The sequence below is a fragment of the Christensenella minuta genome, assembly GCF_003628755.1.
Taxonomy (GTDB): Bacteria; Bacillota; Clostridia; order Christensenellales; family Christensenellaceae; genus Christensenella; species Christensenella minuta.
Genome location: NZ_CP029256.1, coordinates 703,461 through 728,722, shown reverse-complemented (window position 1 = coordinate 728,722; position 25,262 = coordinate 703,461). Strand labels below are relative to the sequence as shown.

Below are 25,262 nucleotides of genomic sequence, written 5' to 3'. Positions count from 1 at the left end.
GAATCACCCGATGCATATGCGTGCAAAGAAAGCATAAAATACAAGGAGCGATAATTATTCCGTGTAATTAAAAACTTATCCTACTTATACAAATTCAACATGTGGCCTTTATTTCCCTGCCAAAAAAACATTTTTTTATAAAGAAATAAATTTTTTTAAATAGGCCACCTCTTCATCCGTCAGCATTCGATAAGTTCCCTTCCGCAGGTTTCCCAATTTGATATCTCCGACAGCAACTCGCTTCAAATAGCATACATTTTTCTCAATTGCCGCAAACATCCGCCTTACCTGCCGATTTTTCCCCTCGGTAATAATACAAAGCACCTCGCTGCGGTCCTTTGCCTCCGATAAAAGCTTTAAAATACAAGGAGCCGTTTTATACCCGTCGTCAAGAACTACTCCTTTGGCCAGCTTTTCAAGCTCTTCATCCGTTACTTCTGAATCTATCACCGCCAGATATTTTTTGGAGACGTTATGCCGCGGATGGGTAAGCGCGTTGGTAAGTGCGCCGTCATTTGTCATCAGCAAAAGGCCTTCCGTTGTAAAGTCCAGCCTGCCCACGGGATAAAGCCGCTCTTTTACATCCTTCACATATTGCATAACGGTTTTCCGGCCGCTTTCATCATGGCAGGTGGACACGCATCCCGCCGGCTTATTGAGCATTAAATAGATTTTCTTCTTCGCGGGTTTTACGACTCGGTTCAAATATTTTATCTCATCTTTTTCCGGATCGACAAGAAAGCCCATCTCTCGTATGGTTTTTCCATTAACCTCTACCCTGCCAGCGGCAATCAGTTCCTCCGCTTTCCGGCGTGAAGCAATACCCGCATCCGCTAAAAATTTTTGCAGTCTCATGATTTTCCCCCATAAAAAACAGCCCTTACTCCAGGCTGCCTTTTTCCAATTCCTCAAAATCTATTTTGGGAAGCTCTTCTAAGGAGGATATCCCAAAATGCCTTAAAAACTCGTCCGTCGTTGCAAAAAGTGACGGCCGTCCAAGGACATCTTTTTTCCCAACTACATGAATCAGCCCCTTTTCCACCAGTGTGGTGACCGCGTAATTCGATCGAACCCCCCGGATTTCATCAATCTCAGAGCGTGTCACCGGCTGTTTATAGGCTACGATGCTCAGCGTTTCCAGCACGGATTTTGAAAGGGAAGTGTGCTCATCCGGGACAAGCAGCGCTTTGATATAATCCGCATATTTGGGATTTGTGCAAAGCTGTATCTTGTCTCCCAAACGAACGAACAGTAAGCCCTCCCCGCGGTTCTTTTTTTCTTCTATGATTTCCTGCAGGAGGATATCCAGTTCATCGGGATCCATACCGAACAATTCCGCAAACGCCCGAATCTCAACGGCATCGCCGGAAACGAATAACGCAGCCATAACAGCCCCGCATATTTCATTCTTATTCACCCTGCATTCCTCCCTCCTGATACATAAGCGCAATATCCGAAAACGCTTTTTTCTGGCGCACCGCAAGCTTGCCTGCATGCCAAAGCTCTAAAAGCGCAACAAAGGTTACCGCAACCTCCATATGGGTCGCTTGTACCTCAAACAACGAAAAAAAGGAAATCCTTTTTTCCCGTTTTAACCGTTCCAATATCTTCTTTTTTTGTACCCGGATACTAAACGTATCCTGACGGATTTCCACCCGCCGCCGTTCTTCCGGTTCTTTTTCCCGGTTCCTCAGCAAGTCAAGAAATGCCATATAAAGCGTATCCGCATCGCTGCCTTCTATGACCAACTCCTGATCGATATCTACAAGTTCTTCCGGCAGTTTATAATAGATATCCTTTGCGCCGCTCTCCATCTCCGCAAGCCGTTCGCCCGCCTCTTTATACAGCTTATATGCGCGCAGCCTCTCAATCAACTCAGTTTCCGGATCAATAAAATCTGTATCCTCGAGCTCTTCACGTTTTGCTGGTAAAAGTGCACGGGATTTGATATACAAAAGCGTTGCCGCCATATTGAGGAATTCGCTTGCCCGATCCATATCGAGTTCGCCGATCTGGTCCATATAGACCAGATACTGCTCGGTGATCTCGGAGACAAAAATATCCTGCAGGTCAATTTTTGCCTTGCTGATCAAATGCAGGAGCAGATCGAGCGGCCCTTCGAATTGAGCGAGCTTAATAAGTATATGAGAAGACATATGCCTGCTGCAAAATTCCTTTCATTCCCGGAGCGAATACACTGAAAAACGAATCGTAGGTTCCAATCAGCCAATAAGTAAAGTTTCCTAGAAGCCATCCTGTAAAACCGCTGATAATCAAGATCAGCAGAATAATAAATCCGTAGCGGTATAAAACGTTGATAACCGCAGAGGCTTTACGGGTGAGGAAACTGCTCAGAAACTGAAAACCGTCGAGCGGAGGGATCGGTATTAGGTTGAATATCCCCAAAGTAATATTCAGAGTAATGATTGGCACCATGATATGAATGAATATCCCATTTGTAACCCCAAGTCCTATCGCGATGAACAAAACCGCCGCCGCAATAAAGGACAGGATAAAATTCGCAATGATACCCGATAACGAAACGATAATGTTGTCCTTTTTCGGATGCTTGAAATTGCGGGAATTGACAGGTACCGGCTTCGCCCATCCAAAACGAAACAAAAGCAGGCAGATCAGCCCGATCGGATCAAGATGTTTGACCGGATCAAGCGTCATGCGCCCAAGGTTCCTTGCGGTCGGGTCGCCGCACTTATAAGCGGCGAACGCATGGGAATATTCGTGGATCGAAAGCGCCAAAAGTACTGCCGGTATGCTGTAAAGAAGCATCATCCAGTAGCTTGGGCTTGTAAAGTAACTAAACATATTTCGGGCTCCTTGTCTCTTTGCTGCTTAACATGCTTAACCGCTCTTTAGATTTTAAGCATATGAATTAATTTTAACACTTTTACAGCAGTTAAGCTATCACAATTTTTGGAGGAAACCATCGACTAAAGCGCACATCCTGGATGCAACCTTTTTTCCTGCTTCGAGAACTTCCTCCATGGTGAGGGCATGCTTTGCAACGCCCGCCGCTAAATTGCTGATGCAGGAAACCGCTACGGTCTCTGCCCCTGCATGCGATGCGGCAACCACCTCGTGCACAGTAGACATTCCCACCGCATCCGCACCAAGTACGCGCAGGGCGCGAATCTCTGCCGGTGTTTCATAGGAAGGGCCCACCATATATCCGTAAACTCCGTGCCGCAATGCAATCCCTTCCTGCCGCGCCACTTCATCGATTATTTTGTTCAGCCGCTTCGAGTACGCGAAAGACATATCGGGAAAACGCGGCCCAAGTTCGTCGATATTCGGGCCGGTAAGTGCGTTATGCGCGGAAAAATTAATGTGATCCGTAATTACCATAAGGTCTCCGGCGGAAAATTCCTTATTGATGCCCCCGGCAGCATTCGTGAGTATAACGTATTTCGCGCCAAGCATCAGCATCGTGCGCAGCGGTACGACCGTCTCCGCCGCCCGGTAACCTTCGTAGCAATGGAACCGCCCGGAAAGCAAGGCGACTTTTTTCCCCTCCTTGCATCCGAACGTTAACTTTCCCGCATGGCCGGGCGCCGTCGAGACCGGGAATCCCGGAATTTCGGCATAAGGAAATTCGATCACAATGTCCTCTACCGTATTTCCATAATCGCCAAGCCCGGAACCCAGCACAATGACGGCCTCCGGCCGGAAATTTGTTTTGGATTCGATATAATTTTTTGCAATAGTCAACCGTTCTTTCATACTATTCTTCCTTTCCTATTCATACCGCGAAAGTATTTTTTCCGCGAGTGTCGCAATGAATTCTCCATTCGTGGGTTTCCCCTTTTCAGAGCTGATCGTATAGCCGAAATATTCGTAAAAGGCTTCCGCGTCGCCGCGTATAGCTGCCGTTTCAATCGCATGCCTGATGTTACGTTCCACACATTTGGCCGTGGATCCATATTTTTTTGCAAGCGGCATATAAATATTCACATTAAACGGGCGCATCTTTGCCGGCTCCATGCAAGCGGTCAGCAGCGCCTCACGCAGCAATTTATATCCCTTGATATTCACCGGGATCCCCAGTCTTTTCAATGCAACGGATATTTTCCCCGCAATCAGCTGGTCGCTCTCCGCACGGATATTCTGTCGTTTTTTCAGGGTGTCTGCCGCCTCAAGGACTCGTTGTACAAAATATTTTTTCACATAAGGCTTGACGATAACATATGCGGCTCCCAACTCAAACGCTTTTTTGATAATGAGCTTCCGGTTCATCGCGGTCAGCACAATTTTAACCACGTCCCTTTCGGGAAGCATATGCTCCATAAGTTCAAAACCGTCGTATCCGGGAAGGATCGCCTCCACAAGGACCAGGTCCGGATGATACCTATCATAAAGTTCAAGCGCCTCCCCGCCGTCGGTCGTACATAAAAAAGATGCCGATTCTTCCCGGAGCATCTCTTTGATCTGTTTTACATAATCATCTTTTTGTTCAACAATTAATGTGCGCCTGAACCTTGCCAATGCAAACCTCCGCCCTTACCCTCCGAATGCTTTTTTAATCTTCTCCGCGTTTTGGCGCAACTCCGCTGCGTATATCCGCGAGCTTTCGGTTTCGATCCCGCCAGCAAGGCGCGCAATTTCATCAATCACGCCGTTCCCCTCAAGCCGTGTAACCGCCGTATGCGTCGCTCCGTCCGCAGAATGTTTTTGGATCAGAAAATTTGCATCCGCCATTGCCGCAATTTGCGGAAGGTGGGTTACGCAAATAACCTGTCTGGATCGCGAAATAGAAGCCATTTTTTCAGAAACCACAAGCGCCATCCGTCCGCTGATTCCGGTATCAATCTCATCAAATATCAAGGTAGAAATGTCTTCCAGCCCTGCCGATATATTTTTAAAAGCCAGCATGACCCGTGACATTTCTCCGCCGGATGCGATTCTGGAAAGCGGTTTTAATGGCTCTCCTTCGTTTGTTGAGAGATAAAATTCCATTTCATCAATTCCGTCTCTGCGCCATGGTGCTTCCTCACGTCCAGGCAGCGCAGAAAACCGCGCCTCAAACTGTGCGCCCGCCATCCCGAGATCGCCGAGTTCTCTCAAAATGGCGGCGGAAAATTTTTCCGCCGCCTTGCGCCGCAGGCCGGACAGGTTCTGATATTCCCCATACAACTGATCTTTAAGCGTCTCAATTTCATTCGTCAGGCGGGCCGCATCCAGTTCTGCATTCTGCAACCTTTCAAGCTTTTTCTGCGCCTCCGCACAAAAGTTCAAAATATCTTCTTCCGAATTTCCATATTTCCTCTTCAGCCCGGCAATCAGGTCAATTCGCTCTTCAATTTCGGCCTGCCGCTGCTCGTCGAATACGACGGCTTCCAGATAGTTCCGCAGGTCGTGGGCACATTCCTCTAAAGCAAAGACGCTCTCCTGCAAGCGCTCCTCCGTTTTTTCATAGGCCTCGTCATACATGGAAATTTGCGACATCAAACGAACCGTATCCTGTATAAGGGAAAGTGCGCTCCCGCCCTCTTCCCCGCCGAGGTATATCTCCGTATAGCACGCGGAAAGGTTCTGCGCAATCGTCTGCGCATTATTAAGCTTGTTTCGCTCCTCGCGCAGAACGTCCTCCTCCCCTGCAAAAATTTGCGCATCTGTGATCTCCTGTATTTGAAAAGACAGCAGGTCCATGCTGCGCGCACGTTCTTTTTCGTCTCCGCCCGTATCCTCAAGCTGCTCCTGCACCTTTTTTAATTGTGAAGCTAGCTTCGCAATCCGTTCTTTTGCCTCGCCCACCTCCTGGCCGCAGTAATTATCGAGGAAAGCCAGATGATTCTTCGCATATAGCAGGGACTGGTGCTCGTGTTGCCCGTGAAGGTCCACAATCCGGTCCATCAATGCTTTGAGCGCGGAAAGACTTACCACCGTCCCATTGATCCGGCATATATTTTTACCGGATGCAGAAAGATCCCGCGAAACGATCAATTCATCCTCCGCATCAAGCTCGTTTGCATCGAAAAAATCCGCGAATACCGCAGGATCAATGCAAATATTCGCTTCAACATGCGCTTTTTCCTGTCCGCTTCGTATAAGCTCCCGGTCGGCTCGTTCACCCAAAAGAAGATTCATTGAATCGACCAGAATTGATTTTCCCGCGCCGGTTTCTCCCGAAAGAACGTTGAGTCCCGCCTCAAATTCGATATTCAGTTCATCTATCAGGGCGATATTCTTCACCGCCAGGCTTTGTATCATTCGTGTATCGCTTTCTTATCTATTCAGCATTTTAGAAAACCGCTCCACAATTTCTTCCGCAGCTTGCTCGCTGGTTGTAGCGACGAAAATCGTATTGTCGCCCGCGAGTGTCCCAAGAACTCCGTTATAGTGCATGCTGTCCACAACTTCCGCCGCTGCGCTTGCGCTTCCGGAAAGCGTCTTGATTACTACAAGGTTGACCGCACTTTCAATCGAAACAACAGTATCACGGAAAATGCGCATCAGGATGTCCATATCGTTCCCCTTGCTTTTTTTGTTGTCTGCATATTTATACGCTCCCGACGAAGCCTGTACTTTGATAAGATGGAGTTCCTTGATATCCCGGGAAATAGTAGCCTGCGTTACCTTATAACCTGCTTCATTAAGAAGCGCTACAAGCTCCTCCTGCGTCTCTACTTCGTTATTTTCAATGATCTCTAGAATTTTATTCTGTCTTTTGGATTTCATGGCAAAACTCCTATTTCTTCGGGCCGCTCCATTGGGCAAGCTTATCTTTCAGCTGCGGGAAAAACATGTCGTTGGTAAAGCGCAAAAACTTCGCTTTCATTTCCGAACGCTGAATAATTACCTCGTCCGCATCACTCAAGTAATGCAGTTCCTGTCCGTCCGCCGAGAAAGTCACGTTTTCCTCTCCTTCATGCGGACGAACCGTAATCGTATCGCTGTACTTAGTCACGATACTCCGCGCATACAGCGAATGCGGGCACATCGGCGTAATCAGTATGCAGCTTACGTTCGGGGCAATGATGGGGCCTCCGGCCGATAAAGAATATGCCGTCGATCCGGTAGGAGTCGCAACGATAAGCCCATCCCCATTATAAAGCTCCGCTAACGTTCCGTTCACGTAAAGGTCAAGCTGTACCATCCGCGTACGGTTGATCTTCGTAATAATAAAATCATTGAGCGCAATAAACGGACTGCCCGCCCCATTGATCCTCGCTTCAAGCATCATCCGTTCGTCGATCACATAATCTCCGCGCTTGATATGGTCAATCATACGCTCTATATCGGGAAGGTTGATTTCACTCATAAATCCAAGGTGCCCAATATTGATTCCTATCAACGGAAAGCCAAATGAAACATACTTGCGCGCCGCGCGCAGAATGGTTCCGTCTCCGCCCAGAATAAAAAGTGCGTCTGCCTCGCCAGCATCCTTATATTCGGAAAGCCCCAACAATGCGGCCGTATCCGAATCATAGCAAACACTGCAGCCGGCTTCCTCGAGCGCGCCGATCACCCTGTCCGTCGCCTGAAGGCCGGGATCTTTGCCCTTATTTGTATAAATACCGATTTTCAGCATATGAGCCTCCGCACCAATCCATTTCCCGTTTCATTATACATAAATATGCATAGATATACAAGTTAATTTAGTTTTCCATGCGCATCTTCCACGACCTGTTCGGTGTCAAGCGGGTATTCCCGCGGCTCGATTGAGAAAAGTGCAAGGTATTCGATGTTTCCATTGGGTCCTTTTACCGGCGAATACGTGAGACCATGCAGAAAAAATCCGCAGGAAAGCGCGTTTTCTACCGTCTGCCGGATTACTGCTTCATGTACCTTTGCATCTCTCACAACGCCTTTTTTCCCAACAAACTCCCGCCCTGCCTCAAATTGCGGTTTAATCAGTGTGACTATTCGGGCATTTTCTCCAATAATACGCATAATAGCCGGAAAAATAAGTTTTAATGAAATAAAGGATACGTCCACGCTTACAAAATCGACCGGACGATCCTGCTTCTCCAAATATCTGGCATTTGTGCGTTCCATCAGCTTTATGCGCTTGTCATTCCTAAGGCGCCAGTCAAACTGGCCATAACCAACATCCACCGCATATACAAACTGCGCACCATTCTGTAACATACAGTCCGTAAATCCTCCGGTCGAAGCGCCGATATCCATGCAAACGCTTCCCTCCAAAATGAGTCCAAACTCTTTTACCGCTTTTTCAAGCTTCAGGCCGCCCCTGCTGACGTAAGGGCAGGCATGTCCTTCTACTTCAAGCTTAACATCCTCCTCAAATTGCTCAGACGGGCTTTTAACAGCTCTCCCATCCGCCTTCACCTGTCCGGCAATAATAAGGGTCTTGGCCTTTTCCCGGCTTTGCGCAAGGCCTTTTTCTGCAATCAGCACGTCAATTCTCTTTTTCATTCTTTTTCCTGCCTCCATTGAAAAAGTTTGCGACCGTACCGATGGAAAGAACAATATCTTTATTTCTTTTGAGCGCGATTGTTTTTCCCCATGCTTTCCCTGCGACTGTCGCCGCTGCAATCAGGGCTGAAATCGCAATCGATACCATAAGATCTGGAAACGGAAACTCAAATACCAGCGCTTTCAGGGTGATGGCGGCCCCGGCCGCCCCGCTCACAATTCCACAAATATCCCCAATCACGTCATTGCAAAAATTGGAAACTACATCCGCATTCTTGAGCATCTTGAGTGCATAATGCGCTTTCGTATTTTTTTTTGCGGACATCGCGATAAACGGGGCCTGGTCGCAGCTTGCGAAGGCTACTCCCACAATATCGAACAGTACGCCAATCGCAATCAGCGCCGCCAATATCCCCACGGATGCAGGAAGCGACAGATTGGAAATAAAATATTCCGCAGCCACGGAAACGCCTGCGGAAATAAAAAGCGTAATAAAAAATATCTTAATCGTCCAGTGCTTGATTACCTTCATCGAATCCTCACTGCGGCCTAATATTGCGGCCGGTATTAAAAAATTGGTGGTGACAATAAGAGTAGACCTTGCAGTATATGGTCCGGTAGGATTTCCCCGGAAGCTACTCCCCGTCGCCGAAAGGAGCGGTTTCCCTTTGAAGCCTCCGGTGCGGTGTTACCACACGCACGACCGGATTGCCTGTTCAAACCACACTATAATCCCCTTATTGCCTGAAATACAGTCTAGGAGCTTTCCTCAACAGCACAAATCCAATTCCTAGTCTCTTTTGCCAGCATGGTTTTTTACAGTCGTGCTCGCCATTGCCCGTACGCTGCAAATGGCTTGCAAATTATCCCGCATTTCCACCATGCCAACTCAAGGCAGGCTACTCTGTACACAGCTTAGTACCGCATAGCAGGTTTTTCCCTGTCCAGTAATGGCAAGCCACCACCGCAACAGGTCTCCGCGAAAGCTGGGTCAACGCCCATATGCCCTTATGGATCGCCCTTCTTTCTTAACTCCCAGCATCAGCTCCCGACGGGGCGTCAGCGGCCAACACCAGAAACTTCATCGATGTGCCCTATAACGGATTTTTAGGCCCGTCTTCGGAATCGGCAGTACCGACTAGAATACTGCACCACCAAAACTTATCATGCGCATACCGTAGTCACGGTAAACGCAATTACTTTTTTTCCTCTGCCTCCGGTTCCTCCGCCGGAGCCTCATTCTTATATTTACCAAGCCCATACGTTTTGAGGACCTGCTGTTTCACCTCTTCCATGATTTCCGGATTCGCCATGAGGTACTGCCGCGCATTATCGCGGCCTTGTCCGATATGTTCTCCCTGATAAGAGAACCACGCGCCGGACTTTACGATCAGGCCAAGCTGGGTTCCGAGGTTCAGGACGCTTGCCGGTTCGCTGATGCCTTCTCCATAATAAATCTCAAATTCAGCCGTTTTAAAAGGCGGCGCCACTTTGTTTTTCACAACCTTGATACGGGTCCGGTTACCGATCATTTGGTCGCCCACCTTGATCGTTTCAATCCGCCGCACATCGAGACGCACAGACGCATAGAACTTAAGCGCCTTGCCGCCTGTTGTCGTTTCCGGATTGCCGAACATAACGCCGATCTTCTCACGCAACTGGTTGATGAAGACAACGACTGTATTGGTTTTATTGATCGCACCTGCCAGTTTACGCAAAGCCTGCGACATCAGGCGGGCCTGAACGCCTACCGACGAGTCGCCCATCAATCCTTCGATCTCAGATTTCGGGACCAGCGCCGCGACCGAGTCCACAACCACAATATCGATCGCTCCGCTGCGCGTGAGCATATCTGTAATTTCGAGCGCTTCTTCACCCGTACTGGGCTGGGAAACGTACAGATTGTCAATATCTACACCGAGATTCTTAGCATAAACCGGATCAAGCGCGTGCTCGGCGTCGATAAACGCTGCCGCGCCGCCGAGTTTTTGTGCCTCTGCAATCATATGCAGTGCCACAGTCGTTTTACCGGAAGATTCCGGTCCATATACCTCGATGATCCGCCCGCGCGGCACACCCCCGATTCCGAGCGCAACATCCAATTCCAGGCAGCCCGTCGGGATTGCTTCAATATTCATATTTTTCGACGCGTCGCCCAGCTTCATGACCGCGCCCTTTCCAAATTGTTTCTCAATCTGCGCGAGAGCCGCGTCTAAAGCTTTTCCTTTATTATCCATACTTTTTCCTTTCCATTATCAATCTGCAAACACACTGCGGTTCTTTACAAAATATTCGATGCAAGAGTAGACCGACAAAGCGACGCTTACCCAAATCAGAATCGTTCCGATGGAAACGGGAACAAACATAAACGGCCAATCATTGAGCATCAGCAAGATGATCGCAATAAACTGCACCACCGTCTTAAGCTTTCCGGATTTATCCGCTGCGATCACAACGCCCTTTGAGGCCGCAACCGAACGCATGCCGCCTATAAGGAGCTCCCGTGCTTCCAAGATCAGCACCGCAATGAACCCAACCTTACCCCAATCCATAAGCAGCAAAAGCGCCGCGAGTACCAGAAGCTTATCGGCAATCGGATCCCACAGCTTGCCGAAATTGGAAACCTGGTTGTTTTTACGGGCAAGGAACCCATCGAGCCAGTCCGTCACCGCCGCCACTATGAATATTATAGCAGCCCAGATGTTCCAATGCGGTAATCCCGTGAAATAAAACAGCACAAAAAACGGAATTAATATAATTCGGATGATCGTCAATATATTGGGCGCATTCCATTTCATTTTATCAATTCTCCCATGCAGTCATAGCTGTAAGCCATCGTTATTTTTACCGGATAATATTTTCCCTCTTCAAGCGCTTCCTTTGTCTTCACAAAAATTTTCCCGTCCACATCCGGCGCCTCCGCATAGGACCTGCCGTAATAAAGACCCGAATGCTCGTCATATCCCTCTACCAACACTTCGTATGTTTTGTCCACGCGAGCCTGATTCCTGTCCAGCGAAATGGAAGATTGCGTATTCAGCACAGAGTCGCGCCGGAATTCCTTCTCCTCCTCGTCGATCTGGCCTTCCATCTCCGCCGCGGGTGTTCCCTCCTCCTGCGAGTAAGAAAAAACACCCAAACGGTCAAACTGATATTTTTTCAGATCCTGGTACAGATGAATCACATTTTCACGTTTTTCCCCGGGGAACCCTACAATCACCGTAGACCGTATGATAAAATCCTCCGAAGCGTCGCGTATTTTCTGCACAATGTCGTCCAGTAGCTTCGAGGTGTTACGGCGATGCATCTTCTGCAATATTTCATCATCCGTATGTTGGATCGGAATGTCAAGATATTTTACAATATTGTCGTGCCTGCACATCACTTCAAGCAATTCATCTGTAATGCCGTTCGGATAGCTATAGAGCACACGGAGCCATTTTACTCCCGGAATTTCGGCCGCCCGGTCCATCAGCTTCGCAAGATTGATTTCTTCGTTAAGATCTTTTCCATATCCGGTGGTATCCTGTGCGATCAAAATGATTTCATTATAACCATCACGTGCGAGCGACGCGATCTCCTCAAGGATATATTCGGGCTTCCTGCTCTGATATTTTCCGCGTATGGACGGAATAACGCAATAACTGCAGCAATTATCGCATCCTTCTGCAATTTTCACATAAGCGGTCGGCGGAACCGTCGTCAATACGCGCCGTGAAAAGCTCTCGTCGATTGCCTTGTCCGGATAGCTGTCAAAACGGCTTCCTTCCACTACCGATTCGATCGCCCGGCGAATTTCCTTATATGCCGCGGTTCCAAGAAACGCATCGACACGCGGGACCATCTGCTTTAACCTTTCATGATAACGCTCCGGCAAACATCCGGTTACAATAATCCCTTTGAGCTTGCCAAATTTTTTCTGCTGCTCGGCTTCGAGTATTGTATTAATGGATTCTTCCTTCGCATCGCTGATAAAAGCGCACGTGTTAATAAGCATGATATCCGCATCCTGCATATCCTGCACAAACTCATATTCATCCTGCAGCTGGGCAAGCATTTCTTCGGTGTCAATCCTATTTTTCACGCATCCGAGCGAGATAACGCCAATCTTCACAGTCATTTTCTATCATTCCTCTTCCTGTGGATTCATAACCTTTTGGAGTTCCTCTTTGGTAATAAGCACCTGCCGTCCTTTGCTCCCGTCCATCGGCGAAATATAGCCATGCTCTTCAAGCTGGTCAATCAGCCGTGCAGCGCGGGCATATCCGATGCGCAGACGGCGCTGCAGCATGGAAGTTGACGCCTGGTCATATTCCACGATTGTTTCAAGCGCACGGATAAAAAGTTCGTCCGTCTCCGCCTGCCCGGCGATAGGGCTTGCGCTGTCTTTGGATATTCCATCAATCACTTTTGCATCATAATCGGCGGACAACCGCTCTTTCAGGAATTTCGCCACTGCTTCTACCTCACGGTCAGAAATAAAACAGCCCTGTAACCGTACCGGTTTCGGCGCGCCCGACGGATAAAACAACATATCTCCCTGCCCGAGAAGCTTCTCCGCTCCCGCCATGTCGAGAATAGTCCGCGAATCCACCTGGGATGATACGGCAAACGCCACCCGCGACGGAATATTTGCCTTGATAATCCCGGTGATAACATCCACCGAAGGACGCTGGGTTGCAATCACAAGGTGAATCCCGCTGGCGCGCCCAAGCTGAGCGATCCGGCAGATCGCATCCTCTACTTCTCCCGGTGCAACCATCATCAGGTCCGCAAGCTCATCGATAATAACGAGGATATGCGGGAGCGTCTCCCCGTCTTCTTCGGCCCGCATCAGTTCATTATACTTTTTGAGATCTTTTGCGCCTTTGGCCGCAAACATGCGGTAGCGCATCGTCATCTCATTGACCGCCCAATTGATCGCCGAAGCTGCTTTTTTGGGATCTGTAACTACCGGAATCAGCAAATGCGGAATATCGTTGAATACGTTAAGCTCCACAACCTTCGGGTCAATCATAATCATTTTGACCTCTTCCGGGGAAGCATGGTACAAAATACTGACAATCAGGGAATTGATGCACACGCTCTTGCCTGATCCGGTTGCTCCCGCAATCAACATATGGGGCATTTTTGCAATATCCGCGTAAACGTTTGCACCCGCGATATCTTTCCCGAGCGCGAATGCGATCGGGCTCTTGATCTCTTTAAATTCCTCATTGCCCACAAGCTCCCGCAGCCCGACAGAGCTTGTTTCCAGATTTGGTATCTCAATGCCCACCACTGGTTTCCCGGGAACGGGCGCTTCAATCCGCACATCGCGCGCTGCAAGGTTCATCGCAATATCGTCGGCGAGATTGACGATTTTGCTGACCTTTACACCGGGCGCAGGCTGCACTTCATACCGCGTGACAACCGGGCCGCGGCTGACATTGACAACTTTTGCGCTAACATTGAAGCTGGCCAGTGTATTTTCGAGTATTTCGACATTTTTCTTTAGATCCGCAGAAGACGTTCTCGCGCTTTTTGCAGGCAGCGTAAGGAGGTTGAGTGGAGGCTTAATGTATTTTTTTGCAGGTGCGATGCTCCCCTGCACTCCGCCGACCGGAGCAAATTCCGCTGTTTGCTGTGGCACCTCTGTCTGTTGCCGGTCTAGCTTCGGCTGTTCCGCCGTCACTTGAGAAACACCGATCTTGCGCCTTCCTTTAGGTTCCGGCTGTATCTCGTCATCAAACTCGATATCCGTATCCGAAAATACCCTGCGGTATTCCCCAGGATCGTAATCGGTAAATTGCTCCGGTATCTCCTCTGCCGAATAGATTTCATCTGTCGGCTGAGGCTCTTCCACATGCATATTAAATTCGTTTTCTTCTTCCTGCCGGATGCGCGCCGCCTCTTCCTGCCTCGCACGCAGTTCTTCTTCCCTCTCTAAATCGAGGCTCTCAATATACAGGCGTTTCTTTTCGCGCCGCTGCTCTGCGCGGGTACGGTATTCATCGTATGTGGTTTTGACCACGGTTCCAATCTCTTTGCTCACCCGTTTAATAGAAAGATTGGTAAGCGCGATCACACAGGCCGCAATCCCCGTAATAAATACAATACAACTCCCCACCATCCCGAGGAAGCGATAGGTCCAATAGGTAAGCAGCGCTCCAAGCACGCCGCCGCCCGCATGGTTTGCCGCCCCAAAATCATAAGATGCTTTCACAAACCCGCCATAGTCTCCGCCCTCTGTATAAATATCGCCGATGGGAATCAGCTGTGCAAGCGAAAAAACAAAAAATACAGCCAAAGCCAGCAGAATCAGCTTCCCCGCATTCGGTGCCTTTTTTCGCGCCGCAATAAACAGGACGCCGATGACGCCAAGAATTACGGGCACCACATAACCGATTGCGCCGCACATCCCAAATACAACGCCCGCAATCATATTGCCAAAGACGCTGTCTATATTCATGTAAATCGTGATTGCAACAAAAACAGCCAGCCCTATGATGATGATGCCGGCGATTTCGTTTTTCTTGTTGGTGTTCTTTCTTTTCCGTTTCTTACGAACTGCCATGAAAACCCCTTCAAAACCCAGATAACAATCTTATTTATTATAGCATCAAACGTACCACATTTCAATTGCCTTGCCTTCGGAAACTTTGTCCTTCCGCATATCGTTTATAAAAAGAACAGATATGGAAAGCCTTTCCATACCTGTTCTTTTGAATCGAAATAAAACCGATCAGAAAACAGCCGCGCGGAGCACTTCTCCGTCCGGGACTCTGCCAACGCATGTCACTGTCAGCTTCTCAAAATCAAGACAGTCATCAATTATATCTTTCATGTCCTGATAACGGACTTCTTCCATAAACCGCAGCACTTCTTCATCCGAATAAACATTGCCTGTGAGGATCATCGATTTCCCGATCGCGCTCATTTTGGAAGACGTGCTTTCCAAAGAAAGAATCAGGTTGCCCTTGGATTGTTCCCGGCTTTGGATAAATTCCTCCTCCGTGATCCCTTTCTCTTTCACGGTCTTAAGTTCCTTTAATATCATTTCAGCAACTTGCAGCGTATTATCCGCCATCGTCCCCGCATATACGCCGTACATACCTGAGCTTGCATAGAGCGCGGGATAAGTAAAGACGGAATATGCCATGCCCATCTCTTCACGGATTTTCTGGAAAAGACGCGAACTCATGGAACCGCCAATTACGTTATTGACAATGTTCAGCGCATACTTTCTTTTGTCGCTCACCTTGATTCCGGGCATGCCCATACACAGGTGGACCTGTTCAATGTCCCGCTCAATTATCTCGAATCCGGCCCGTTGTGGCGCAAATTTCCCGCAGTCGGCAAACGCGGGCACGTTCAACGCGCTTTGATTGACGTTCTGCAGCAGACGGTTCAGGCAGTCCCGGAGTTCCTGCTCGTCAAAATTTCCTGCTACAGCTACAACGATATTGGAGGCCGTATAATAACGCTTCATATAGTCCACAAGGTCTTCGCGCCCGAACCGACGGATATTTTCCGCCGGGCCAAGGATCGTTTTTTCAAGAGAGCAGCCGTTGAAATAAGTACTTGAGATGAGATCCATCGCGAGGTCCTCCGGGTTGTCGTTGCTCATGGCGATTTCTTCCAGTACAACATTGCGCTCCTTATCAAGCTCCTCCGTCTGCAGCGTAGCGTTACAAAAAAGATCGGTCAATATTTCGAGCCCGTCCGACAGCTTTTCGTCGATTACCTTGATATAATAGCACGTACATTCCTTGGAGGTAAAAGCGTTGATCTGTCCTCCGATATTATCCACATCCACGGCGATCTGCTTAGAGGTGCGCTTCTCTGTTCCTTTAAACAGCATGTGTTCTATCAAATGGGAAATACCATTTTCTTCGGGCGTTTCCGTTACAGATCCCGCTCCCACCCAGATACCCGCGGTTACGGAATGGAAATTCGGAAGCTTTTCGGCGATCAGCCGCGCCCCGCATTCCAGCTTTTCATTGATAAATGTTCCATCCATAGCAAAATCCTTTCATGATACAAAAAAGCCGACATGGGTCCCAAACGGTTACCGTTGCCCCCATTCGCCGGCTTTTTCTCACTCGTGTTAGTTCAATTCTTCCGGTTTTACACCCTTGTGCGTCAGATTGATCCTGCCCTGCTTGTCAATCTCGATGACCTTTACGAGCAAGGTGTCGCCGATATTGCAAACATCTTCAACCTTTTTCACATAATCCTTGGAAAGGTTGGAAATGCGGCACATCCCTTCCTTGCCCGGCGCAAGTTCCACAAAGGCTCCAAAGTTCATGATGCGCGTAACTTTACCATTGAACACTTCACCAACTTTTACGTCTTTTACAATTGTTTCGATAATCTTGCGCGCCTTAGCCGCAGCTTCATCATCAGGCGTCAGGATCGCAACGCGTCCATCGTCTTCGATATCGATCTTCACACCGGTGTCGTCAATAATTTTGTTGATAACTTTGCCGCCCGAGCCGATTACTTCACGTATTTTGTCCGGATCAATCGTGAACTGAACAATCTTCGGCGCATAGGGCGAGAGATGCTCGCGCGGGGCGGCAAGCACTTCATTCATTTTGTCAAGTATGTAAAGTCTTCCGCGCAGAGCCTGTGCCAAGGCACGTTCAAGAATCTCCTTATCGATTCCCTTGATTTTGATATCCATCTGGATCGCCGTGATTCCGTCCTTGGTGCCGGCTACCTTGAAATCCATATCGCCCATGAAATCTTCCAATCCCTGAATATCCGTAAGGACAGCAACCTTTCCGGTGTCGGGATCTTTAATCAGACCCATTGCGCAGCCCGCCACCGGCTTTTTCATAGGAACACCCGCATCCATCAGCGCAAGAGAACTTGCACATACGCTCGCCTGCGATGTGGAGCCATTGGAGCTGATGACTTCAGAGACCGCACGGATCGCGTATGGAAATTCTTCTTCCGAAGGAAGCATCGGTTCGATTGCACGTTCCGCAAGCGCGCCATGTCCGATTTCGCGGCGGGAAGCACTACGCATCATTTTTGCCTCGCCGGTAGAGAACGGCGGCATATTGTAGTGGTGCATATAACGTTTGAAATCTTCGTCCGTAATTCCGTCGAGGTTCTGGCCTTCACGAAGACCGCCAAGCGTTACAATATTCATAACCTGTGTCAGGCCACGCGTAAATACCGCGCTTCCGTGCGTCCGTTTAAACAACCCCGTCTCACACCAGATCGGGCGGATGTCTTCATAGCCGCGTCCGTCGGGGCGAATTCCGTCGTTCATAATCTTGCCGCGGAGTACTTCTTTAGTCATTGCATAAAGCACGTCGGAAATGTCGCCCGCGCTCTCAGGAAACTGTTCCGCAAAATGCTCGATCGTCTCTTGCTTCACCTGTTCTTCACGCGCTTCGCGTTCGTCGCGCTCGAAAGTATCAAGGCTCCATACCACCTTGTCCGCAGCATATTCACGAACTGCTGCTTCCACTTCTTCCGCCGGCTTGTGGATTTCTATTTCCTGTTCCGGCTTTCCGATCTCATCTTTAATGTTCTGAATGAACGCGCAAATGCGTTTAATTTCTTCATGCGCAAACAGAATCGCGTCCAGCATTTCCGCTTCGGTCACTTCCTTCGCGCCCGCTTCCACCATCATTACCGCGTCCTTTGTACCGGACACCGTAAGGTTCAGCCTGCTCTTTTCGCGCTGTTCGCTGTTTGGATTGATGATGTATTCCCCATCGACCATACCGACAACGACAGAGCCCGTTGGGCCCGCAAACGGCAGCCCTGAAATGGAAAGTGCCGCAGACGAGCCGATCATGGCCAATACTTCCGGCGGATTGTCGAGGTCTACAGACATGACCGTCGCAACCACCTGTACATCCTTGTAGTATCCCTTCGGAAAAAGCGGACGAATAGGGCGGTCGATCAGACGCGCTGCCAGAATAGCCGAAGTGGCAGGCCTTCCTTCGCGCTTGATAAATCCTCCCGGTATTTTACCGGCAGCGTACATTTTCTCTTCATACTCTACACTGAGCGGGAAAAAGTCAATTCCTTCCCGTTCCGTTTTGGAGCCCGTTGCATTTACCATAACGGCCGTATCTCCGCACCTTACAATGACGGAACCGCCCGCTTGAAAAGCATACTTGCCGCTCTCGATCGAAAGAGTACGGCCTCCGAGTTCCATTTCATACATGTGATCCTGCATAGTTTCCTCCTATGTTCTTTCTTTATATTCCCTCTATTGGTAACGAATCGATAAAACCGGAACACCACGCAGGCGTCCCTCCGCCCGGTGGTGTCCCGGCACCTGGCATGCAAAAAGAGCGAGACAAGCCCCGCTCCTTATCGCTTACTTTCTTAAATTCAGGCTACTGATCAGGCTTCTGTAACGCTCAATATCTTTTTCCTTCAGATAGTTGAGCAAGTTGCGCCTTTTACCAACCATTTTCAGCAGGCCGCGCTTCGAGTGCGCGTCTTTTTTAAATTGTTTCAGATGTTCGTTCAGGTGATTGATCCTGTACGTCAGGAGAGCAATTTGCACTTCCGGCGAACCGGTATCCCCTTCTTTCTGGGCATACTTCTGAATGATTTCTGTCTTAACTGCTTTGTCCATTTCTTACCTCCATTTTTTTGAAAACTCGTGATGCTACGGTGACGTCGGAGTTGTCGTACATCGGAGCATCCGATAATCAATACGTATTATAGTTTACCACAGAATATGGTTTTTGTAAACCTCTAAATCCCTGAGCATTTCATATGCCAAATGCGCATCCTGCGCAATTTGCTTCTGCAGTGCGTCAACGTTCGGGAACGTTCGTTCTCCGCGCAGGAACGACACAAAATTAACGCGCATCCATTCATTGTAAACATCGCCGGAAAAATCAAAAATAAAGGTCTCCACATTAGGAACGCCCGCATCCGAAACGGTAGGTTTTATGCCGACGTTCGTCACCGCCGGATAACATTTCCCGTCGATCTGAGCGATCGTAGCATATACCCCGTAACGCGGCAACAGCTTGTCCGTTGAAATATTAGCCGTTGGGAACCCAATCGACGACCCCAGGTGCTTTCCTTTTTCAATCTTGCCGTCGATGAAATAAAAGCGTCCGAGCAGCGAAGCCGTCTGCTCCATCTCTCCGCGTTCGATATGGCCACGGATCAACGTGCTGCTTATTTTGCCGTCTCCACATTTTACTGCAGGCACAATGCATACCGTATAGCCAAACCGCCCCGCCTGCTCCTGCAGATACCCAGCGGTTCCTTCCGCATTCCTACCGAAACGGAAATCGAAGCCAACCGTAATATGTCTGGCACGCATATCCTTCACTATTCGTTCCATGAACGCTTCCTTGGTCAATCTGGAAAATTCACGGGTAAAGGACTGCTGGTAGAGCATGTCCACATTCAGGGAAGCGAAAATAGAAGCCTTCTCCTCCGCCGTATAAATATTCTTATAGGCTGTGTGGTTTGGCTTTGTATCAAACGTATAGACAAGGGACTTCAGCCCCGTTTGGCACTCTATATCATGGATCAGCGCCATATGCCCGGCGTGTATGCCGTCAAACAGGCCGATCGCGACAGCCGTCTCCTCGCTGAGCGGCAAATCATTTTGTGTCAGCAGTTTCACCTGCGAAGATCCCCCAATTCTTTCAGCATGGATACAATCTTCAGTGTATCCCTTTCTTTTTTACCTATCCCAATCAGCTCACCTTTACAGTAGACCGTATATTCTTTGTCCGGCTCTACGGACAGCTTCGCCTTTGCCAGGTCGATCGGCGTTCCCGTAGTAAGGAAGCGGTATAAATATGGGTCACAATATATCGGTTCCAGAAAAGAAAGCACCTGCTCCATCGGCTGTACCGCCCTTTCTACATCTCCCGCCTGCATCAGCATTTCGACCTCAGGCAGCGTGTACGTATCCTCTATCCGAATACCGCACGTTTCCGTCCGCATCAAGAACGACGTGTAGGCACAAGAAGAAAGCGCCTCGCCCATATCCGCACACAGGGTGCGGATATAAGTGCCTTTGGAACAGCGGATTCGCAAAAGGAAACGGTTGCAAGTCCCGCCAAGCAGCTCTATTTCATGTACACGCACTTCACGGAGCGGCTTTTCCACTACAATGCCCTTGCGGGCAAGCTGGTAAAGTTTTCGGCCTTCGTGTTTTACCGCCGAATACATTGGTGGCCTCTGCAAAAGCTTGCCGGTAAAATCCGGCAAAATACAGGCCAGCATTTCCTTCATTATATTGCTTTCACAAGTGCGGGTTACACTCCCATAACTATCCTGCGTATCTGTTTCGGCACCAAAGGTGATTTCCGCAATATATTCCTTATCGCCGCGCATGATGTAATCAGCGATCTTGGTCGCGCGTCCGACACAAACCGGAAGCACGCCTGCCGCCCCCGGATCAAGAGTGCCCGTATGACCCGCCTTTTTCTGCATAAGAATCCTGCGCACATGGGAAACTACGTCGCTCGACGTCATCGCCGGAGGTTTAAGTATGTTCAAAACGCCGTTCACTTCAGATAATTCCTCGCCGCTTTTATCAGTGTCTCCGTGACATCATAAATATTTCCCTTTAGCATACATCCGGCTGCTTTGACGTGTCCTCCGCCGCCAAATTGCGCAGCAAGTTCTCCAACGTCGGCATAGATATTTGCACGAAGGCTGATTTTGTAAGTATCCCGGCTCATTTCGCGAATAAACGCGGCAATTTCCACACCTTCGACCTCGCGTGCATAATCAATCAATATCTCCGTATCAGATAAATCCGCACCGCTTTGTTCGATATCATCCAACATAATGACCGAAACTGCCAGCATTCCGTTTTCATAAAGCCGGATTTTGTCAATGAAGCGCGCGATCAGCTTCGTTGCCCCAAGCGACCGCCGGTTGAAAATCTGCTCTGCCATTGCGGATAGTGGCAGTCCCTCGGCAACCAGCCGGGAAAATAATTCCAAAGTCGTTTTTTGGGTATTGGAATACGTAAAATTTCCCGTATCCGTGGAGATCGCCATATAAACGGCCATCCGCACCGTTTCGTCCGCCCGCGCTCCTAATTCTTCCCCTAACTGCCAAATGATTTCTCCGGTCGCCGGCAAGTCCGCCACATAATTAATTTGCGCATAATTGGTGTTGGAGACATGATGGTCTATGTTGCAGTTAGGCAACTGCATAAACAGCTCCTGAGCATACGAAAGCCGTTTCGCGGTTGCGCAATCAACCGCAACCGCCGCGTCATAAGATGCGGCCGAAACGTCCCCCAGTATCCGGTACAAACGCTCAAAGCGTCCAAACCTGTATTTTGCAGGCGGTTCACATAATAAAATAACCTCGGCGGACTTGCCAAGATTATTTAATGTTTGTGCAAGCGCATAAGCGCTTCCCAACGCATCCCCGTCCGGGTTCAGGTGAGTAAATACCGCAAATTTATTGTGCTGCTCCAAAAATGCAACGACTTCCTTCATTTCGTTTCCTTACTGTTCACATCATCGATCAGCTTTGAAATTTTGATGCTGTATTCGATTGAATCATCCAATACAAAAGCAAGCTCTGGGACGCGCCTTAAATCAACCGCTCCCGCAAGCTTCATACGGATAAAAGAAGCGCCGTGCGTTAAAGCGTCGATAGAAGCCCGCTTCTCTTTCTCCGTTCCATATACGCTGACATATACCTTGCCAAATTTCAAATCCGGCGTAATCTCGACCTTTGTAACAGTTGTCATGCCGGACAGTCGATCATCCTTGACGTCGTTCCTTATGATTTCGGAAAGAGCGCGTTTTACCTCTTCGTCAATCCTATTAATCCGGTTTGTAGCCATAAGCGCTTCACTCCTTAACGTGCGATTTCATGCATCTCGAAACACTCAACAACGTCGCCTTCCTTGATATCGTCAAAGCGTTCAAGGGAAAGTCCGCATTCATATCCTTGCGCAACTTCCTTGGCATCGTCTTTAAAACGCTTCAGAGAACTGAGTGCTCCTTCATAGATAACCACATTATCCCGCAGCAAACGCGCCTGTGCATTTCTGCGGATCATGCCGTCCGTCACATAGCATCCCGCGATCGTACCTACCGCCGAGACCTTAAAGGTCTGACGCACTTCCGCATGACCGATCACAAGTTCTTCAAATTCAGGCTCGAGCATCCCTTTCATGGCGGCAGTGATATCTTCAATTGCCTTATAAATGATACGATAGAGCCTGATATCGACCTTCTCCCGCTCTGCGGCCGCCTGTGCCATATTATCCGGACGGACGTTAAATCCAATGATAATCGCATTTGCGGCGGAAGCAAGCATTACGTCTGTCTCCGTGATCGCGCCTACGCCACAGTGGATCGCGCGCACGCGCACTTCCTCGTTGGAAAGCTTTTCGAGGGATTGGCGAACCGCCTCTACGGATCCCTGCACGTCTGCCTTGATAACAATATTGAGATCCTTGATCTGCCCTTCCGCGATCTGACTGAACAGGTCGTCAAGGGAAACCTTGGACATCTTCTTGAGCATTTCCGCCTTTTGCCGGTCTTTTCTTTCCTCGGCAACCTGCTTGGAAAGCTTATCCGCAGGAGCAGCGTGCAGGATATCGCCCGCAACCGGGACCTCGGAGAATCCAATGACCTCCACCGGCTGGGACGGAAGCGCTTCATTCACTGTCTGTCCCAGGTCGTCGACCATAGCACGCACCCGGCCATAGGCCGTCCCCGCAATAATCGTGTCTCCGGTCCGAAGCGTTCCGGTTTCCACCAAAACGGTCGCAACGGGTCCGCGTCCCTTGTCAAGCTGCGCTTCCACAATGGTCCCCTTCGCAAGACGGTCCGGGTTTGCTTTAAGCTCCTGTACCTCTGCTACAAGCAGGATCATCTCCAGAAGCTTATCGATTCCTTCGCCCGTCTTCGCCGAAACCGGGACGACAATTGTTTCGCCGCCCCATTCCTCGGGCAGAAGATCATGCTCCGTCAGTTCCTGCATGATTTTTTGAATGTTCGCGTTCGGGCGGTCGATCTTGTTGACCGCAACAATGATCGGAACGTCCGCAGACTTTGCATGGTTGATCGCCTCCACTGTCTGAGGCATGATGCCGTCGTCCGCCGCAACTACGATAATCGCAATATCCGTTACCTGCGCCCCCCGCGCGCGCATCGCCGTAAACGCTTCATGTCCGGGCGTATCGATGAACGTAATCTTCTCACCGTTCAGTTCCACCTGGTAGGCGCCGATATGCTGGGTGATGCCGCCAGCTTCGCCTTCCGTAACCTTGGACTGCCTGATCTTATCGAGCAGTGAGGTTTTGCCATGGTCTACATGGCCCATAATGGTGACGATAGGCGGACGCTTCTGCAACTGTTCTTCCGTATCGGGCGCTTCCTCGACCAGAATATCCTCTGCCGTTTTCTCTATCTTCTGTTCAAGCTCAATCCCAAATTCACCCGCAACAAGTGTAGCCGTGTCAAAGTCTATCTGAGAATTGATGGTAGACATCATCCCGAGCAGCAGCAGTTTTTTCAGGATTTCGGAAACGGGTTTCCCAATCTTCTCCGAAAATAATTTTACAGAGATCGTCTCCTCGGTAATCACCGCTTTTTCAATCCTGATCGGCTCGATTACCATTTTGGGCTGTTGCTGTTTTTTATGCCGCTTCCTCGAGCCTTTCGGGAAATCGTCATCGTCGATATTAAAGACGCGCTCCTTAATCTTGGGGCGCTTCATGCGCTCTTCTTCAAGCTGTTTTTTCGTCTTTTTCCCATGCTCAAAGCCGCCCGGCTTCGCGTTCGTATTCGCGAATTTCTTAACAGGCTTGGCGTCGCCGCGTTCCTGCTTCTTCGGCGCTTCCTTTGTTTCCTGTTTCTGGGGTATTGGTTTCTCTTTCGCTTCCGGCCGTCTCCCCTGCGGCGCACGCTGCTGTTGCTGCTGCGGCTCCCGTGCGGCAGGGCGGGCGGGCTGCTCCGTTTTCTTTTGTGGAGCCGCCTTATGCGCTTCCGCCGCTTCTGCCGGTTCAGGCGTTTCCGTCTCTTCCTTTACATCCGTTATTGCCGCCTTTTGCAGGGCTGCCTTCTCTTCGGCGGCCTTGGCCTCCTGTTCGGCCAGACGTTTTGCCTCTTCCTCCGCGCGCTGCTGCTCTTCCTTTTCCGCACGCGCTTTCTCATTCTTGATTTTTTCAATATCAAGAATTTTGGCTTCGATGGCTTTTATATCACGGATTTGGCCGTCAGCCTCCGTTTGCATTTCCAAAATGCGGTTGAAAATATTCTGCGCATTTGCGAGAAGCGATTTGTTTGTTTCTAAAATTCTAATCTTGCTCAATAGTTTCACCCCCGGAAATAGCGTTATATTTGTCCCATGCGCTTTGTGCAAACTGTGGACACACTATTCCTATGACTTTATTGTTTGGTTTGTGGAGACTCCTGCCCAATACCCCGCTCTCATCAAGAACGATGACCCTCACGCGGTAATAGGTGCAGGCATCCCCTATCTCTTTTTTCGTATTTTCAGAAGCACTCCCGTCTACAATGACGAGCTTCGCTCTTCTTTTCTTGATCGCTTGATCGACTCCCTGCGCTCCATAGACAAGTTTTCCCGCCCGGGCCGCAAGTCCAAGGAATCTCAGGAACTTTTCATTTCCCATGCCTGCACGCAATCCTCATGAGCTTTTCGTAGATGGTTTCATCCATTTCGCAGCGCATCACCTTGGGGAAAATTTTTTTGGCCTTCTCGATACACGCCTCATCCGCACACACATATGCGCCGCGCCCTTGGGCCTTGCCTGTTTCGTCAACGGAAAGCATACCCTCTTTGGTACGGACAAGCCGCACCAACTCCCGCTTCGGTTTTCCCGCACGGCAGGCGACGCACATCCTAACCGGCTGCTTTTTGTTCAAACCAACCAC

General features: G+C 49.3%; 25 protein-coding genes. All 25 read right to left on the bottom strand.

The features are described 5' to 3' along the window. Positions 1-135: 135 nt before the first annotated feature. The 25 genes from B1H56_RS03530 to rnpM all read right to left on the bottom strand — a co-directional run bounded on the left by B1H56_RS03530 (position 136) and on the right by rnpM (position 25,262). A complete protein-coding gene (locus B1H56_RS03530) occupies positions 136-855 on the bottom strand; it encodes a pseudouridine synthase (protein WP_066518922.1) in 720 nt (239 codons plus the stop codon). A gap of 25 nt (positions 856-880) precedes the next feature. Then, the gene (scpB, locus tag B1H56_RS03525; RefSeq protein WP_066739970.1) at positions 881-1,417 is read right to left on the bottom strand and encodes an SMC-Scp complex subunit ScpB; all 537 of its coding nucleotides are present in this window, start codon (positions 1,415-1,417) and stop codon (positions 881-883) included. Next, entirely contained in the window at positions 1,410-2,156 is a 747-nt protein-coding gene (locus tag B1H56_RS03520; protein ID WP_066518924.1) for a segregation and condensation protein A, read from the bottom strand. Before B1H56_RS03520 ends, scpB begins: the two co-directional genes overlap by 8 nt. Next, positions 2,134-2,823 (bottom strand): site-2 protease family protein, encoded by a 690-nt coding sequence (locus B1H56_RS03515; protein ID WP_066518926.1) that lies wholly within the window; start codon positions 2,821-2,823, stop codon positions 2,134-2,136. The genes B1H56_RS03520 and B1H56_RS03515 overlap by 23 nt, the downstream gene beginning before the upstream one ends. A gap of 99 nt (positions 2,824-2,922) precedes the next feature. Beyond that, positions 2,923-3,738: a purine-nucleoside phosphorylase gene (locus tag B1H56_RS03510; protein WP_066518927.1), complete on the bottom strand. Its 816-nt coding sequence runs from the start codon at positions 3,736-3,738 to the stop codon at positions 2,923-2,925. 15 nt (positions 3,739-3,753) lie between these two features. Beyond that, positions 3,754-4,500 (bottom strand): sporulation initiation factor Spo0A C-terminal domain-containing protein, encoded by a 747-nt coding sequence (locus B1H56_RS03505; RefSeq protein ID WP_066518929.1) that lies wholly within the window; start codon positions 4,498-4,500, stop codon positions 3,754-3,756. A 15-nt stretch (positions 4,501-4,515) separates the two neighbouring features. Beyond that, positions 4,516-6,225, bottom strand: a complete 1,710-nt coding sequence (recN, locus tag B1H56_RS03500; RefSeq protein WP_066518931.1) for a DNA repair protein RecN — start codon at positions 6,223-6,225, stop codon at positions 4,516-4,518. A gap of 15 nt (positions 6,226-6,240) precedes the next feature. After that, a complete protein-coding gene (locus B1H56_RS03495) occupies positions 6,241-6,693 on the bottom strand; it encodes an arginine repressor (protein WP_066518932.1) in 453 nt (150 codons plus the stop codon). Positions 6,694-6,703: 10 nt separating this feature from the next. Further along, positions 6,704-7,546: an NAD(+)/NADH kinase gene (locus B1H56_RS03490; protein WP_066518935.1), complete on the bottom strand. Its 843-nt coding sequence runs from the start codon at positions 7,544-7,546 to the stop codon at positions 6,704-6,706. Positions 7,547-7,608: 62 nt separating this feature from the next. Beyond that, on the bottom strand, positions 7,609-8,394 hold the full coding sequence (locus B1H56_RS03485; protein WP_066518938.1) for a TlyA family RNA methyltransferase: 786 nt from the start codon (positions 8,392-8,394) through the stop codon (positions 7,609-7,611). Next, positions 8,378-8,926 (bottom strand): hypothetical protein, encoded by a 549-nt coding sequence (locus B1H56_RS03480; protein ID WP_066518941.1) that lies wholly within the window; start codon positions 8,924-8,926, stop codon positions 8,378-8,380. The genes B1H56_RS03485 and B1H56_RS03480 overlap by 17 nt, the downstream gene beginning before the upstream one ends. A gap of 664 nt (positions 8,927-9,590) precedes the next feature. Then, entirely contained in the window at positions 9,591-10,631 is a 1,041-nt protein-coding gene (gene recA / locus B1H56_RS03475; protein WP_066518942.1) for a recombinase RecA, read from the bottom strand. Between the two features lie 18 nt (positions 10,632-10,649). Beyond that, positions 10,650-11,192: a CDP-diacylglycerol--glycerol-3-phosphate 3-phosphatidyltransferase gene (pgsA, locus tag B1H56_RS03470; protein WP_066518945.1), complete on the bottom strand. Its 543-nt coding sequence runs from the start codon at positions 11,190-11,192 to the stop codon at positions 10,650-10,652. Beyond that, a complete protein-coding gene (gene rimO, locus B1H56_RS03465) occupies positions 11,189-12,514 on the bottom strand; it encodes a 30S ribosomal protein S12 methylthiotransferase RimO (RefSeq protein ID WP_066518947.1) in 1,326 nt (441 codons plus the stop codon). The genes pgsA and rimO overlap by 4 nt, the downstream gene beginning before the upstream one ends. 6 nt (positions 12,515-12,520) lie before the next feature. Beyond that, positions 12,521-14,950: an FtsK/SpoIIIE family DNA translocase gene (locus tag B1H56_RS03460; protein WP_066518950.1), complete on the bottom strand. Its 2,430-nt coding sequence runs from the start codon at positions 14,948-14,950 to the stop codon at positions 12,521-12,523. A 168-nt stretch (positions 14,951-15,118) separates the two neighbouring features. Continuing rightward, positions 15,119-16,396 carry a M16 family metallopeptidase gene (locus tag B1H56_RS03455; protein WP_066518953.1) on the bottom strand — a complete coding sequence of 426 codons (1,278 nt, stop codon included), beginning with the start codon at positions 16,394-16,396 and terminating at the stop codon, positions 15,119-15,121. Between the two features lie 87 nt (positions 16,397-16,483). Beyond that, the gene (locus B1H56_RS03450; protein WP_066518957.1) at positions 16,484-18,580 is read right to left on the bottom strand and encodes a polyribonucleotide nucleotidyltransferase; all 2,097 of its coding nucleotides are present in this window, start codon (positions 18,578-18,580) and stop codon (positions 16,484-16,486) included. Between the two features lie 144 nt (positions 18,581-18,724). Then, positions 18,725-18,988, bottom strand: a complete 264-nt coding sequence (gene rpsO / locus B1H56_RS03445) for a 30S ribosomal protein S15 (RefSeq protein WP_066518960.1) — start codon at positions 18,986-18,988, stop codon at positions 18,725-18,727. Positions 18,989-19,081: 93 nt separating this feature from the next. Further along, positions 19,082-20,002, bottom strand: coding sequence for a bifunctional riboflavin kinase/FAD synthetase (locus tag B1H56_RS03440; RefSeq protein ID WP_066518967.1), 921 nt, complete (start codon positions 20,000-20,002; stop codon positions 19,082-19,084). Beyond that, a complete protein-coding gene (gene truB / locus B1H56_RS03435) occupies positions 19,999-20,886 on the bottom strand; it encodes a tRNA pseudouridine(55) synthase TruB (protein WP_147554681.1) in 888 nt (295 codons plus the stop codon). Before truB ends, B1H56_RS03440 begins: the two co-directional genes overlap by 4 nt. A gap of 8 nt (positions 20,887-20,894) precedes the next feature. Continuing rightward, positions 20,895-21,845 (bottom strand): DHH family phosphoesterase, encoded by a 951-nt coding sequence (locus B1H56_RS03430; protein WP_066518975.1) that lies wholly within the window; start codon positions 21,843-21,845, stop codon positions 20,895-20,897. Then, positions 21,842-22,198, bottom strand: a complete 357-nt coding sequence (gene rbfA / locus B1H56_RS03425; RefSeq protein WP_066518978.1) for a 30S ribosome-binding factor RbfA — start codon at positions 22,196-22,198, stop codon at positions 21,842-21,844. Before rbfA ends, B1H56_RS03430 begins: the two co-directional genes overlap by 4 nt. Before the next feature lie 14 nt (positions 22,199-22,212). Continuing rightward, the gene (infB, locus tag B1H56_RS03420; RefSeq protein ID WP_066518980.1) at positions 22,213-24,678 is read right to left on the bottom strand and encodes a translation initiation factor IF-2; all 2,466 of its coding nucleotides are present in this window, start codon (positions 24,676-24,678) and stop codon (positions 22,213-22,215) included. After that, positions 24,665-25,000 carry a L7Ae/L30e/S12e/Gadd45 family ribosomal protein gene (locus B1H56_RS03415; protein ID WP_066518981.1) on the bottom strand — a complete coding sequence of 112 codons (336 nt, stop codon included), beginning with the start codon at positions 24,998-25,000 and terminating at the stop codon, positions 24,665-24,667. Before B1H56_RS03415 ends, infB begins: the two co-directional genes overlap by 14 nt. Beyond that, positions 24,990-25,262 (bottom strand): RNase P modulator RnpM, encoded by a 273-nt coding sequence (rnpM, locus tag B1H56_RS03410; RefSeq protein ID WP_346979859.1) that lies wholly within the window; start codon positions 25,260-25,262, stop codon positions 24,990-24,992. The genes B1H56_RS03415 and rnpM overlap by 11 nt, the downstream gene beginning before the upstream one ends.

What these genes read in the sequence shown, in the direction of transcription:
- B1H56_RS03530 (WP_066518922.1), bottom strand. Translation starts at nt 855, where the DNA reads ATGAGACTGCAAAAATTTTTAGCGGATGCGGGTATTGCTTCACGCCGG.
- B1H56_RS03520 (WP_066518924.1), bottom strand. Translation starts at nt 2,156, where the DNA reads ATGTCTTCTCATATACTTATTAAGCTCGCTCAATTCGAAGGGCCGCTC.
- B1H56_RS03515 (WP_066518926.1), bottom strand. Translation starts at nt 2,823, where the DNA reads ATGTTTAGTTACTTTACAAGCCCAAGCTACTGGATGATGCTTCTTTAC.
- B1H56_RS03510 (WP_066518927.1), bottom strand. Translation starts at nt 3,738, where the DNA reads ATGAAAGAACGGTTGACTATTGCAAAAAATTATATCGAATCCAAAACA.
- recN (WP_066518931.1), bottom strand. Translation starts at nt 6,225, where the DNA reads ATGATACAAAGCCTGGCGGTGAAGAATATCGCCCTGATAGATGAACTG.
- B1H56_RS03495 (WP_066518932.1), bottom strand. Translation starts at nt 6,693, where the DNA reads ATGAAATCCAAAAGACAGAATAAAATTCTAGAGATCATTGAAAATAAC.
- B1H56_RS03490 (WP_066518935.1), bottom strand. Translation starts at nt 7,546, where the DNA reads ATGCTGAAAATCGGTATTTATACAAATAAGGGCAAAGATCCCGGCCTT.
- B1H56_RS03485 (WP_066518938.1), bottom strand. Translation starts at nt 8,394, where the DNA reads ATGAAAAAGAGAATTGACGTGCTGATTGCAGAAAAAGGCCTTGCGCAA.
- B1H56_RS03480 (WP_066518941.1), bottom strand. Translation starts at nt 8,926, where the DNA reads ATGAAGGTAATCAAGCACTGGACGATTAAGATATTTTTTATTACGCTT.
- recA (WP_066518942.1), bottom strand. Translation starts at nt 10,631, where the DNA reads ATGGATAATAAAGGAAAAGCTTTAGACGCGGCTCTCGCGCAGATTGAG.
- pgsA (WP_066518945.1), bottom strand. Translation starts at nt 11,192, where the DNA reads ATGAAATGGAATGCGCCCAATATATTGACGATCATCCGAATTATATTA.
- rimO (WP_066518947.1), bottom strand. Translation starts at nt 12,514, where the DNA reads ATGACTGTGAAGATTGGCGTTATCTCGCTCGGATGCGTGAAAAATAGG.
- B1H56_RS03460 (WP_066518950.1), bottom strand. Translation starts at nt 14,950, where the DNA reads ATGGCAGTTCGTAAGAAACGGAAAAGAAAGAACACCAACAAGAAAAAC.
- B1H56_RS03455 (WP_066518953.1), bottom strand. Translation starts at nt 16,396, where the DNA reads ATGGATGGAACATTTATCAATGAAAAGCTGGAATGCGGGGCGCGGCTG.
- B1H56_RS03450 (WP_066518957.1), bottom strand. Translation starts at nt 18,580, where the DNA reads ATGCAGGATCACATGTATGAAATGGAACTCGGAGGCCGTACTCTTTCG.
- rpsO (WP_066518960.1), bottom strand. Translation starts at nt 18,988, where the DNA reads ATGGACAAAGCAGTTAAGACAGAAATCATTCAGAAGTATGCCCAGAAA.
- B1H56_RS03430 (WP_066518975.1), bottom strand. Translation starts at nt 21,845, where the DNA reads ATGAAGGAAGTCGTTGCATTTTTGGAGCAGCACAATAAATTTGCGGTA.
- rbfA (WP_066518978.1), bottom strand. Translation starts at nt 22,198, where the DNA reads ATGGCTACAAACCGGATTAATAGGATTGACGAAGAGGTAAAACGCGCT.
- B1H56_RS03415 (WP_066518981.1), bottom strand. Translation starts at nt 25,000, where the DNA reads ATGGGAAATGAAAAGTTCCTGAGATTCCTTGGACTTGCGGCCCGGGCG.